The following is a 13,340-nucleotide window of genomic DNA, read 5'->3' on the forward strand; positions in this document are numbered from 1 at the left end:
CCGGTCACTCGTGACTTTTTGTGTGCAGGCATAGGTCGGAGCACCATTTCATGGTTAACTCCGGCCTCACCATTTTCAAACCTGTCAGAAGGAATCCGTTCATGGCTCAAGTCACTCTCAAAGGCAACCCTGTCCAAGTCAACGGCCAATTGCCCCAAGCCGGCTCCAAGGCGCCAGCCTTTTCCCTGGTAGCCGGCAATCTGTCGGACGTTTCCCTGAAGGACTTCGCCGGCAAGCGCAAAGTGCTGAACATTTTCCCAAGCGTCGACACGCCGACCTGCGCCACTTCCGTGCGCAAGTTCAACGCCCAGGCCAACGACCTGAGCAACACCGTAGTGCTGTGCATCTCCGCTGACCTGCCGTTCGCCCAGGCCCGTTTCTGTGGTGCCGAAGGCTTGGAAAACGTGCAGAACCTGTCGACCCTGCGCGGTGCCGAGTTCATTGAGAACTACGGCGTTGCCATTGCCGACGGCCCGCTCAAAGGCCTGACCGCCCGTGCCGTGGTGGTGCTGGATGAAAACGACACCGTGCTGCACAGCGAGCTGGTCAAGGAAATCGCTGAAGAGCCGAACTACGACGCTGCGCTCGCTGCTCTGAAATAAGCGCTCTGAAATAACTGCTCTGAAATAAAGTATTTATTACAATTGTTAACGGCCTGGCCTGACCAGGCCGTTTTCATTTGTGTTTCAAGGCTTTAGCTGACCAGACAGAATGTAAGCCCAAGGTAAATTGCCGGTAAAGGCGCTTTGCTAAATATCCGCCAGTGCTTATCGTTCAGCCTCCTGTAAAAGAAGCTCACGCGCCCAATGGTTGACCACTCCATGCAATCCTCTGTTTCCCGCAAATCCCGTCGCTGGCTGTTCGGCCTGTTTGTCGTACTGGTCATCGCGTTGTTGGCCTGGAAGTTCTGGCCCGCCAGTACCGACCCGAAAAACGGCGCAGAGCAGAAAGCCGCGGCTGGACACGCGGGACGCTCGGGTGGCATGCGGCCAGGGTTTGGCGGTGCGACGGGGCCGATTCCGGTTCGGGTGGCACCAGCGGTCACCGGGGATTTTCCCCTGTATTACAAGGCGCTGGGCACCGTCACCGCGCTCAATACGATCAATGTTCGCAGCCGGGTCGGCGGCGAGTTGGTGAAGATCGCCTTTGAAGAAGGGCAGATGGTCAAGGCCGGCGACCTGCTGGCGGAAATCGACCCGCGTCCGTACCAGAACGCCTTGCTCCAGGCCGAAGGCACGCTGCTGCAAAACCAGGCCCAACTGAAAAATGCCCAGGTCGACCTGGAACGCTATCGCGGCCTGTACGCTGAAGACAGTATCGCCAAGCAGACCCTTGACACCGCCGCTGCGCTGGTGGGCCAGTACCAGGGGACGGTCAAGACCAACCAGGCGGCGGTCAACGACGCCAAGCTCAACCTGGAATTCACCAGGATCCGCGCGCCGATCAGTGGCCGCGTAGGTCTGCGTCAACTGGACATCGGCAACCTGGTGGCCGCCAACGACACCACGGCCCTGGCCGTCATCACCCAGACCCAACCCATCAGCGTGGTGTTCACCCTGCCGGAAAACAACCTCGAAACCGTGCTCGCCCGCTACCGCAGCGGGGCGAAGCTGCCGGTCGAGGCCTGGGACCGTGGCGATGTGAAACTCCAGGCCAGCGGTGTGCTGCAAAGCCTGGACAACCAGATCGACGTCACCACCGGCACCTTGAAATTCAAGGCGCGCTACGAAAACCGCGACCAGTCGCTGTTTCCCAACCAGTTCGTCAACGTGCGCCTGCTGGCCGATACTCTCAAGGGGGTGGTCCTGGCGCCGACCGCGGCCATCCAGTTCGGCACCAACGGCACCTTCGTCTACGCCCTTGATGGCGACAAGAAAGTCACCATCAGGAAGCTCAAGATCGGCGCCAGCGATGGCGAAAAAACCATTGTCACCGAGGGCCTCGCCGCCGGCGACAGGGTGGTGCTCGAAGGCACCGACCGCTTGAAGGAGGGCAGCGAGGTGGAAGTGGTCAACGACAGCCAGGAGGTGCCGACCACGCCGACCGAACACCTGCAAGGCAAGACGGCCGCGGCCCCGACTGAGCCGGCCGTGGCCGATAAGGCGAAAAAGGGCGGCGCATGAATCTCTCGCGGCTGTTCATTCTTCGCCCGGTCGCCACCACGCTGAGCATGCTGGCGATTGTCCTGGCCGGCCTGATTGCCTATCGGCTGCTGCCGGTGTCGGCATTGCCCCAGGTCGATTACCCGACCATCCGCGTGATGACGCTGTACCCGGGCGCCAGTCCCGACGTCATGACCAGCGCCGTGACCGCACCCCTGGAGCGGCAGTTCGGGCAGATGCCGGGCCTCACCCAGATGGCTTCCACCAGTTCCGGCGGGGCGTCGGTGATTACCCTGCGCTTCAACCTCGACATCAACATGGACGTCGCCGAGCAGCAGGTGCAGGCCGCGATCAACGCCGCGACCAATCTGTTGCCCACCGATCTGCCGGCGCCGCCGGTGTACAACAAGGTCAACCCGGCGGACACCCCGGTGCTGACGCTGGCAATCACCTCCAAGACCATGCTGCTGCCCAAGCTCAATGACCTGGTGGACACGCGCATGGCGCAGAAGATCGCCCAGATCAGCGGCGTCGGCATGGTGACCATCGCCGGCGGCCAGCGCCAGGCCGTGCGGATCAAGGTCAACCCGGAGGCACTCGCGGCCGCCGGGCTGAACCTGGCCGATGTGCGGACCCTGATCGGCGCTTCCAACGTCAACCAGCCGAAGGGCAACTTCGACGGCCCGACCCGGGTCTCGATGCTTGATGCCAACGATCAGCTGACCTCGCCCAAGGACTACGCCGAACTGATCCTGGCCTACGCCAACGGCGCGCCGTTGCGGCTCAAGGACGTGGCACAGATCGTCGATGGCGCGGAGAACGAACGCCTCGCCGCCTGGGCCAACGAAAACCAGGCCGTGCTGCTGAACATCCAGCGCCAGCCCGGGGCCAACGTCATCGAGGTGGTGGACCGGATCAAGGCCCTGCTGCCAAGCATCACCGATAACCTGCCGGCCGGCCTCGACGTGACCGTGCTGACCGACCGCACCCAGACCATCCGCGCCTCCGTCACCGATGTGCAGCACGAACTGCTGATCGCCATTGCCCTGGTGGTGATGGTGACGTTCCTGTTCCTGCGGCGGGTCAGCGCCACGATCATTCCGTCGGTAGCCGTGCCGCTGTCGCTGATCGGTACATTCGGGGTGATGTACCTGGCCGGGTTTTCCATCAACAACCTGACCCTGATGGCCCTGACCATCGCCACCGGTTTTGTGGTGGACGATGCCATCGTCATGCTGGAGAACATTGCGCGCTTCATCGAGGAGGGTGACAGCCCGATGCAAGCCGCGCTGAAGGGCGCCCGGCAGATCGGTTTCACCCTGATTTCCCTGACGCTGTCGTTGATCGCGGTGCTGATCCCGCTGTTGTTCATGGCGGACGTGGTCGGGCGATTGTTCCGCGAGTTCGCCATCACCCTGGCGGTGGCGATCCTGATCTCGCTGGTGGTGTCCCTGACCCTGACGCCGATGATGTGCGCCCGCTTGCTCAAGCGCGAGCCCAAGGAACAGGAGCAGGGCCGTTTCTACCGGGCCAGCGGCGCCTGGATCGACTGGTTGATCGCCGCCTACGGACGCAAATTGCAATGGGTGCTCAAGCATCAGCCGCTGACCCTGCTGGTGGCGGTGGGCAGCCTGGTGCTGACGGTGGTGTTGTACCTGGCCGTGCCCAAGGGCTTTTTCCCGGTGCAGGACACGGGCGTTATCCAGGGCATTTCCGAAGCGCCGCAGTCGATTTCCTTCGCCGCCATGAGCGAGCGCCAGCAGCAACTGGCCAAGGTCATCCTCGCCGACCCGGCGGTGCAGAGTCTGTCCTCTTACATCGGGGTCGACGGCGACAACGCCACGCTCAACAGCGGACGTCTGCTGATCAACCTCAAGCCCCACAGCGAGCGGGACGACAGCGCCAGCGCGATCATCACCCGCCTGCAACCGCAGCTCGACCGGCTGGTGGGCATTCGTCTGTTCATGCAGCCGGTGCAAGACCTGACCATCGAAGACCGGGTCAGCCGCACCCAGTACCAGTTCAGCCTGTCGTCGCCGGACGCCGAGTTGCTCAGCCTGTGGAGCGGTCGCCTGGTCGAGGCCCTGGCCCAACAGCCGGAACTGACCGACGTCGCCAGTGACCTGCAGGACAAGGGCTTGCAGGTCTACCTGGTCATCGACCGCGATGCCGCGTCACGCCTGGGCGTGTCGGTGTCGAACATCACCGATGCGCTGTACGACGCTTTTGGCCAGCGGCAGATCTCCACCATCTATACCCAGGCCAGCCAGTACCGTGTGGTGCTTCAGGCCCAGGCCGGGGAAAGGATCGGGCCGCAGGCCCTGGACCAGATCCACGTCAAGACCACTGATGGCGGCCAGGTCCGCCTGTCGAGCCTGGCCCGTGTCGAAGAGCGCCAGGCACAACTGGCTATCGCCCATATCGGCCAGTTCCCGGCGGTGATGATGTCGTTCAACCTGGCGCCGGGCGTGGCCCTCGGGCACGCGGTGGAGCTGATCGAAAAGGTCCAGCAGGACATCGGCATGCCAGTGGGCGTGCAGACCGAGTTCCAGGGCGCGGCGCAGGCGTTCCAGGCATCGCTGTCGAGCACTTTGCTGCTGATCCTGGCGGCGGTGGTGACCATGTACATCGTGCTGGGGGTCTTGTACGAAAGTTACATCCACCCGATCACCATCCTGTCCACCTTGCCGTCGGCAGCCATCGGCGCTTTGCTGGCGTTGATCCTCACCGGCAATGACCTGGGCATGATCGCAATCATCGGCATCATCCTGCTGATCGGCATCGTCAAGAAAAACGCGATCATGATGATCGACTTCGCCCTGGACGCCGAACGCAACCAGGGTCTGGATCCGCAGACGGCCATCTACCAGGCCGCGTTACTGCGCTTCCGGCCAATCCTGATGACCACGCTGGCGGCGCTGTTTGGCGCGGTGCCCCTGATGCTCGCCACCGGCTCCGGCGCCGAGTTGCGCCAGCCGTTGGGCCTGGTGATGGTGGGCGGGTTGCTGGTGAGCCAGGTGTTGACCTTGTTCACCACCCCTGTGATCTACCTGTACTTCGATCGTCTGGGCCGTCGGTTTGCCCGGCCTGAGGAGAAAGAGGTGCGGGTATGACCGCTTCCCTGAACCGCAGAGGGCTTTTGTGGCGAGGGGATTTATCCCCGCTTGAGTGCGCAGCACTCACAAAAGGGGCTGCTGCGCACCCCAGCGGGGATAAATCCCCTCGCCACGAAGCGCCAGCCATTTCTTGCGGTCAGTTTCCTGAAGCCTGGAGCCGGTGCTGATGAACCTCTCCGGCCCCTTCATCCGCCGCCCGGTAGCAACCATGCTGCTGAGCTTCGCCATCATGCTGCTCGGCGGTGTGTGCTTTGGCTTGCTGCCGGTGTCGCCGCTGCCGCAGATGGATTTCCCGGTGATCGTGGTCCAGGCCAACCTGCCGGGGGCGAGTCCCGAGGTGATGGCTTCCACCGTGGCGACGCCGTTGGAGCGTTCCTTCGGCGCGATCGCCGGGGTCAACACCATGAGCAGTCGGTCCAGCCAGGGCTCGACCCGGGTGATCCTGCAATTCGACCTGGACCGCGACATCAACGGTGCGGCGCGGGAGGTGCAGGCGGCCATCAATGCCTCGCGCAACCTGCTGCCCAGCGGGATGCGCAGCATGCCGACCTACAAGAAGGTCAACCCGTCCCAGGCGCCGATCATGGTGCTGTCGCTGACCTCGGATGTGCTGGAGAAAGGCCAGCTCTACGACCTGGCCTCGACCATCCTGTCCCAAAGCCTGTCCCAGGTGTCGGGCGTGGGCGAGGTGCAGATCGGCGGCAGTTCGCTGCCGGCGGTGCGCATCGAACTGGAGCCGCAATTGCTCAACCAGTACGGCGTGGCGCTGGACGACGTGCGAACGGCGATTGCCAACAGCAACGTGCGCCGGCCCAAGGGCTCGGTCGAGGACGACCAGCGGATGTGGCAAGTCCAGGCCAACGACCAATTGGAAAAGGCCAAGGATTACGAAACACTGATCATCCGCTACCAGGACGGCTCGGTATTGCGGCTCAAGGACGTGGCCAAGGTCAGCGACGGCGTCGAGGATCGCTACAACAGCGGTTTTTTCAACGACGATGCCGCCGTGTTGCTGGTGATCAATCGCCAGGCCGGTGCCAACATCATCGAGACCGTCAACGAGATCAAGGCCCAGTTGCCGGCCTTGCAGGCCGTGTTGCCCGCCAGCGTCAAGCTGAACCTGGCGATGGATCGCTCGCCGGTGATCAAGGCGACCCTGCACGAAGCGGAAATGACCTTGCTGATCGCCGTCGCCCTGGTGGTACTGGTGGTGTTCCTGTTTCTCGGCAATTTCCGCGCTTCGCTGATCCCGACCCTGGCGGTGCCGGTGTCGCTGGTGGGCACGTTCGCGGTGATGTACCTGTACGGTTTCTCACTGAACAATCTGTCGCTGATGGCGTTGATCCTCGCCACCGGGCTGGTGGTGGACGATGCCATCGTGGTGCTGGAAAACATCTCCAGGCACATCGATGAGGGCGTGCCGCCGCTGAAGGCAGCGTACCTGGGAGCCGAGGAGGTGGGCTTCACGCTGCTGTCGATGAACGCCTCGCTGGTGGCGGTGTTCCTGTCGATCCTGTTCATGGGCGGGATCGTCGAGAGCCTGTTCCGGGAGTTTTCCATCACCCTGGCGGCCGCCATCGTCGTCTCGCTCATCGTGTCCCTGACGCTCACGCCGATGCTCTGCGCGCGTTGGCTCAAGCCTCATGTGCCAGGGCAGGAGAACCGCTTGCAGCGCTGGAGCCAGGGCGCCAACGAAAGGATGGTCCGTGGTTATGCGCGCACGCTGGACTGGGTACTGCGCCATCGGCGCCTGACCTTGCTCAGTCTGCTGGTGACCATTGGCGTGAACATCGCGTTGTACGTGGTGGTGCCGAAAACCTTCATGCCCCAGCAGGACACCGGCCAGTTGATCGGCTTCGTGCGCGGTGACGACGGGCTGTCGTTCAACGTGATGCAACCGAAGATGGAAATCTTCCGTCGCGCGGTGCTCAAGGACGAGGCCGTCCAGAGCGTGGCCGGTTTTATCGGCGGCAACAACGGCACCAACAATGCCTTCATGCTGGTGCGCCTCAAGCCGATCAACGAGCGCCGGATTTCCGCGCAGAAAGTCATCGAGCGCCTGCGCAAGGAGATGCCCAAGGTGCCCGGCGGCCAGTTGATGCTGATGGCCGACCAGGACCTGCAGTTTGGTGGCGGCCGCGAGCAGACCACCTCGCAATATTCCTACATCCTGCAGAGCGCCGACCTGGCGTCGCTGCGCGAGTGGTACCCCAAGGTCGTCGCGGCGTTCCGCGCCTTGCCGGAGCTTACCGCCATCGATGCCCGTGACGGTGGCGGCGCACAGCAGGTAACCCTGATTGTCGACCGCGACCAGGCCAAGCGCCTGGGCATCGACATGGACATGGTCACATCGGTGTTGAACAACGCCTACAGCCAGCGGCAGATATCAACCATCTACGACAGCCTCAACCAGTACCAGGTGGTCATGGAGGTCAACCCCAAATACGCCCAGGACCCCAACACCCTCGAACAGGTCCAGGTGATTACCGCCGATGGCGCGCGGGTCCCGCTGTCCGCAATTGCCCATTACGAGAACAGCCTGGAAGACGACCGGGTCAGCCACGAAGGCCAGTTCGCTTCCGAGGGCATCTCCTTCGACATGGCCGAAGGCGTGACCGTGGAGCAGGGCACGGCCGCCATTGAACGGGCGATCGCCAAGCTGGGGATGCCCGAAGACGTCATCGCGAAAATGGCCGGGACCGCCGACGCTTTCGCCGCCACCCAGAAAAGCCAGCCGTTCATGGTGCTTGGGGCGCTGCTGGCGGTGTATCTGGTCCTGGGCGTGCTGTATGAAAGCTACATCCACCCGTTGACCATCCTGTCCACGTTGCCTTCGGCCGGCGTCGGCGCGTTGCTGTCGATCTACGTGCTGGGCAGCGAGTTCAGCCTGATCTCGCTGCTGGGGCTGTTCCTGCTGATTGGCGTGGTGAAGAAAAACGCGATCCTGATGATCGACCTCGCGCTGCAACTGGAGCGCGCCGGCCAGACGCCGTTGGAGTCGATCCGCAGTGCCTGCCTGTTGCGCTTGCGGCCGATCCTGATGACGACCGTGGCGGCGATCCTCGGTGCCTTGCCACTGTTGCTCGGCGGTGCCGAAGGTTCGGAGATGCGCCAGCCGCTGGGCCTGACCATCATCGGCGGCCTGGTGTTCAGCCAGGTCCTGACGCTCTACACCACGCCGGTGGTTTACCTCTATCTCGATAACCTGCGCCACCGCTTCAACCGCTGGCGTGGGGTGCGCACCGATGCTGCCCTGGAAACTCCGCTATGACCGACCGTTCGCTTTTCAACCTTGCCGCACCGCTGGCAGCCGCCCGTGGCTCGCGGGTATTGAGCCTGGCGCTGTGTGTGGCGCTGCTCAGCGCTTGCGCGATCGGCCCGGATTACCAGCGCCCGGCGGCCGCTGCGCCGGTGCAGTACAAGGAAGCCCAAGGGTGGCGCCAGGCCAACCCCAGCGACGCCTTGGCCCGGGGCGCCTGGTGGGAGCTGTACAGCGACGCCCGGCTGAATGAGCTGGTGGCAAAGCTCAACGCATCCAACCAGACCGTGGCCCAGGCCGAAGCCCAGTATCGCCAGGCCCAGGCGTTGGCGCGCAGCGCGCGGGGAGCTTTTTTTCCAACGGTCGACCTGACCGTCGGCAAGAACCGCTCCAGCCAAGGCACCGGCAGCAGCAGTTCGAGCCTGAGCAGTTCTTCCAGCGGCATTCGCGACACCTACAGCGCCCAGGCCGGGGTGAGTTGGGAAGCGGATGTCTGGGGCAAGTTGCGCCGCACCCTGGAAGCCGATGAAGCCAGCGCGCAAGCCAGCTTTGCCGACCTGGCGGCGATGCGCCTGAGCCAGCAGTCGGAGCTGGTGCAGAACTACTTGCAGTTGCGGGTCATCGACCAACAGAAGCGCTTGTTGCAGACCACGGTCGATAACTATCAGCGCTCATTAAAAATGACCGAAAACCAGTACCGCGCCGGGGTCTCGGGCAAGGACGCGGTGGCCCAGGCGCAGAACCAGCTCAAGACCACCCAGGGCGACCTGATCGACCTGATCTGGCAGCGGGCCCAGTTCGAAAATGCCATCGCCGTGCTGATCGGCCTGCCTCCCGCCGAATTCAGCCTGGCCGAAACCGACAACGTCCCGGCGCTGCCGCAGGTCCCGGTGGCGGTGCCCTCGCAGTTGCTCGAACGACGCCCGGACATCGCGTCGGCCGAGCGCTCGGTGATGGCGGCCAACGCCAACATCGGCGTGGCGAAGGCGGCCTATTATCCGGACCTGACCCTGAGCCTGAGTGGCGGCTACAGCAGCAGTACCTACGATAACTGGATAAGTGTGCCGAACCGCTTCTGGTCGGTCGGGCCACAGCTGGCGATGACCTTGTTCGACGGCGGCCAGCGCTCGGCGGAAGTCGACCGCAGCGTTGCGGCGTACGACCAGACCGTCGCGACCTATCGGCAGACCGTGCTCGACGGTTTTCGCGAAGTCGAGAACTACATGATCCAGCTCAAGGTGCTCGAAGACGAGGCCCGCGTGCGCCAGGAAGCCCTCGACGCCGCCCGCGAGTCCCTGCGCCTGACCCAGAACCAGTACCGGGCCGGCTTGATCGGCTACCTCGACGTGGTGACCGTCCAGGCCACCGCCCTGAGCAACGAACGCAGCGTGCTGAGCCTGCAACAGAGCCGGTTGATCGCCAGCGTGCAACTGATCGCGGCGCTGGGCGGCGGGTGGGACGGGCAGTTGCAGGCGCGCGACAAACCATAATCGCGCCAGACTTTTGTGGCGAGGGGATAAATCCCCTCACCACAGAGATCCTTTGCATGTTGGCCATCAGTCCCGCTTTTGGCCGATGCGCTGCCTACGTCCCTTGACGATGGCTTGGTATAGTTCAGGCCTCTTTTCAACCCGGTAAAGGATCACTGCCATGTCGCAATACCAAGCGTTCCACGTCGAACTTGCAGACAAAATCGCCCATGTGCAGATCAATCGCCCCGACAAGATCAATGCCATGAACGCCGCGTTCTGGAGCGAGATCATCGAGATCTTCCGGTGGATTGACGATACCGACGAAGTGCGGGTGGTGGTCCTGAGCGGTGCCGGCAAGCATTTTTCGTCGGGCATCGACCTGATGATGCTGGCCGGAGTGGCGAACGAACTGGGCAAGGACGTCGGCCGCAATGCCCGTGTGCTGCGGCGCAAGATCCTCGAACTGCAAGCCTCGTTCAACGCCGTGGACAATTGCCGCAAACCGGTTCTCGCGGCGATCCAGGGTTATTGCCTGGGCGGAGCCATCGACCTGATTTCTGCCTGCGACATGCGCTACGCGGCCGAGGATGCGCAGTTCTCCATCAAGGAAATCGACATCGGCATGGCGGCCGATGTTGGCACATTGCAACGCTTGCCCCGGATCATCGGGGACGGCATGCTGCGTGAACTCGCTTATACGGGGCGCACCTTTGGTGCCGACGAAGCGCGCAGCATGGGTCTGGTCAATCGTGTCTACAGCGATACCGCCAGCCTGCTTGACGGGGTGATGGGCATCGCCCGGGAAATCGCCGCCAAGTCGCCGATCGCCATAGCCGGCACCAAGGAAATGATCGGCTACATGCGCGACCACGGCATCGACGACGGGCTGGAATACGTCGCCACGTGGAATGCCGCCATGTTGCAATCCAACGATTTGCGCGTGGCCATGGCCGCCCATATGAGCAAACAGAAACCCGAATTTCTGGATTGATCGATCATGACTTCACGCTGGACCACCGCAGTACTCGACACCGACCTCGCGGGCGGCTGGGCCGTGGCCCGCAGCCCGGAGGGCTTTCTCTATGACGACAACGGCGCGTTGTTTCCCCGCGAGTGGCTCAAGCGCCAGGATGTGTCGATCCTCGCCGAGCACGGGATCGGCCATCTCGATGGCGAGCCGGTCTACCTGCTGGAATTGCATAGCTCGCTGGAGATTCCCGGCTGCAACTGGAAAGGCCTGCGGGCCTTCATGCTCGAGGACGACCACACGCTGTTCAAGGTGTTGGGCTATGCGGCACAGATCGGCACCTGGGCTCGCGAACATCGCTTTTGTGGCAGTTGCGGCCAGCGCATGACCCAGGTGCCGCGAGAGCGGGCGATGTACTGCGAGGCGTGCGATCTGCGGCATTACCCGCGAATCTCGCCAAGCATGATCGTGCTGATTACCCGTGGCGATGAGGTCTTGCTGGCGCGTTCACCGCGCTTTGTCAGCGGTGTCTACAGCACCCTGGCCGGGTTTGCCGAGCCGGGCGAGTCGGCCGAGGATTGCCTGGTGCGGGAGGTGCGCGAGGAGGTCAGCATCGAAGTGAAGAACATCCAGTACGTGGGCAGCCAGTGCTGGCCGTTTCCCCATTCGATGATGCTGGGTTTTCATGCCGAGTATGCCGGCGGTGAGATCGTGCCCCAGGAAGACGAGATCGAGGACGCCCAATGGTTCAACGTCCATGACCTGCCGCCGTTGCCAGCCTCGCGCTCCATCGCCCGCTACCTGATCGACCTGTATGTCGCCCGACGTCTAGGCCACGCTGAACCAGTGCTGCCAGGCTAGGCGCACTGTCAGGCCCAGCACCACGGTGATGAACACCGGGCGGATGAACTTCGCGCCGCCGCTGATGGCGGTGCGCGCGCCGAAGAACGCGCCGACCATCACCGACAGGCCCATGCTCAGGCCGATGATCCAATCCACCTGGCCCGAGAAGATGAACACCGACAGCGCCGCGATGTTGCTGACGAAGTTCATGCTGCGCGCCACGCCGCTGGCCTTGACCAGGTCGATGGGGTAGAGCAGCAGGCTGCTGACGGTCCAGAACGCACCGGTGCCCGGGCCGGCCACGCCGTCATAGAAACCCAGGGTGAAACCCTGGGATGACTGCCAGGTCTTCTTGATCGGCGCATTGCTGTCCAGCGGTGCCTTGGGCGTGCCGCCGAACAACAGGTACAGGCCACAGGCAAAGACAATCACCGGCAGCATCTTGTTCAGCCACTCGGCGGGCAGGTAATGAGCAACGACGGCGCCGACCAAGGCACCGACCAGCGTGCCGACGAGGGCGTGGGTCCATTGCCGTGGGTGAAACAGCTTGCGCTTGTAAAAGGTAAAACTGGCCGTGGCCGAGCCGAAGGTCGAGCTGAGCTTGTTGGTGCCCAGCACCAGGTGCGGTGGCAGGCCGGCGGTCAACAGCGCCGGCGTGGTCAGCAGCCCGCCACCGCCGGCGATGGCGTCGATGAAGCCGGCGATGAACGCGACGACGGCGAGGATAGCGAGGGTGGAGAGGTCGACGCTGAGTTCAAAAGGCATGGAATGGGGGCTTATTCGGCAGGGCGCAGCAAGACTGCGGGAAAGGCCGCTATGTTACCCATAACAACGCCGGGCCGCGACTGCCTCAAATCGTGGCGAGGGAGCTTGCTCCCGCTGGGCTGCGCAGCGGCCCTGGATTGCCGCAAACGGTATATCAGGCAAACCGCGCCCGCCGGTCTACGACTGCTGCGCAGCCGAGCGGGAGCAAGCTCCCTCGCCACGGTGATGCGTTGTATTTGCCAGCGTGGATCGACTGTGGCGAATCTGATCCTGCAGAAAACAGCGGCGGCCCAAGCTGCGAAGATACACAGGTGCACACCCGCGGTTGTGGCGAGGGAGCTTGCTCCCGCTGGGCTGCGCAGCGGCCCTGGATTGCCGCAAACGGTATATCAGGCAAACCGCGCCCGCCGGTCTACGACTGCTGCGCAGCCGAGCGGGAGCAAGCTCCCTCGCCACGGTGATGCGTTGTATTTGCCAGCGTGGATCGACTGTGGCGAATCTGATCCTGCAGAAAACAGCGGCGGCCCAAGCTGCGAAGATACACAGGTGCGCACCCGCGGTTGTGGCGAGGGAGCTTGCTCCCGCTGGGCTGCGCAGCGGCCCCGGATTGCCGCAAACGGTATATCAGGCAAACCGCGCCCGCCGGTCTACGACTGCTGCGCAGCCGAGCGGGAGCAAGCTCCCTCGCCACGGTGATGCGTTGTATTTGCCAGCGTGGATCGACTGTGGCGAATCTGATCCTGCAGAAAACAGCGGCGGCCCAAGCTGCGAAGATACACAGGTGCACACCCGCGGTTGTGGCGAGGGAGCTTGCTC

The 13,340-nt window shown here is 63.3% G+C and carries 8 protein-coding genes; 7 read left to right on the forward strand and 1 reads right to left on the reverse strand.

Going from position 1 to position 13,340, the window contains the following annotated elements; all coding sequences use genetic code 11:
* Nucleotides 1-101 precede the first annotated feature (101 nt).
* From tpx to nudC, 7 genes are all read left to right on the forward strand, one after another.
* On the forward strand, nt 102-602 hold the full coding sequence (gene tpx, locus PSH78_RS11475) for a thiol peroxidase (protein ID WP_305500565.1): 501 nt from the start codon (nt 102-104) through the stop codon (nt 600-602).
* A gap of 204 nt (nt 603-806) precedes the next feature.
* Nucleotides 807-2,123 (forward strand): MdtA/MuxA family multidrug efflux RND transporter periplasmic adaptor subunit, encoded by a 1,317-nt coding sequence (locus PSH78_RS11480; RefSeq protein WP_305500566.1) that lies wholly within the window; start codon nt 807-809, stop codon nt 2,121-2,123.
* Nucleotides 2,120-5,215: an MdtB/MuxB family multidrug efflux RND transporter permease subunit gene (locus PSH78_RS11485; RefSeq protein WP_305500567.1), complete on the forward strand. Its 3,096-nt coding sequence runs from the start codon at nt 2,120-2,122 to the stop codon at nt 5,213-5,215. Before PSH78_RS11480 ends, PSH78_RS11485 begins: the two co-directional genes overlap by 4 nt.
* 169 nt (nt 5,216-5,384) lie before the next feature.
* Nucleotides 5,385-8,489: an efflux RND transporter permease subunit gene (locus PSH78_RS11490; RefSeq protein WP_305500568.1), complete on the forward strand. Its 3,105-nt coding sequence runs from the start codon at nt 5,385-5,387 to the stop codon at nt 8,487-8,489.
* Complete coding sequence (locus tag PSH78_RS11495) at nt 8,486-9,967, forward strand: efflux transporter outer membrane subunit (RefSeq protein WP_305500569.1); 1,482 nt, start codon at nt 8,486-8,488, stop codon at nt 9,965-9,967. Before PSH78_RS11490 ends, PSH78_RS11495 begins: the two co-directional genes overlap by 4 nt.
* 160 nt (nt 9,968-10,127) lie before the next feature.
* Entirely contained in the window at nt 10,128-10,940 is an 813-nt protein-coding gene (locus tag PSH78_RS11500) for a crotonase/enoyl-CoA hydratase family protein (protein WP_305500571.1), read from the forward strand.
* A 6-nt stretch (nt 10,941-10,946) separates the two neighbouring features.
* Complete coding sequence (gene nudC / locus PSH78_RS11505) at nt 10,947-11,777, forward strand: NAD(+) diphosphatase (protein ID WP_305500572.1); 831 nt, start codon at nt 10,947-10,949, stop codon at nt 11,775-11,777.
* Here nudC and PSH78_RS11510 read toward each other — a convergent pair.
* The gene (locus tag PSH78_RS11510) at nt 11,745-12,524 is read right to left on the reverse strand and encodes a TSUP family transporter (protein WP_305500574.1); all 780 of its coding nucleotides are present in this window, start codon (nt 12,522-12,524) and stop codon (nt 11,745-11,747) included. The two genes, nudC and PSH78_RS11510, sit on opposite strands and share 33 nt — an antisense overlap.
* Between the last annotated feature and the right edge of the window lie 816 nt (nt 12,525-13,340).

This window comes from Pseudomonas sp. FP198, from assembly GCF_030687895.1.
GTDB lineage: Bacteria > Pseudomonadota > Gammaproteobacteria > Pseudomonadales > Pseudomonadaceae > Aquipseudomonas.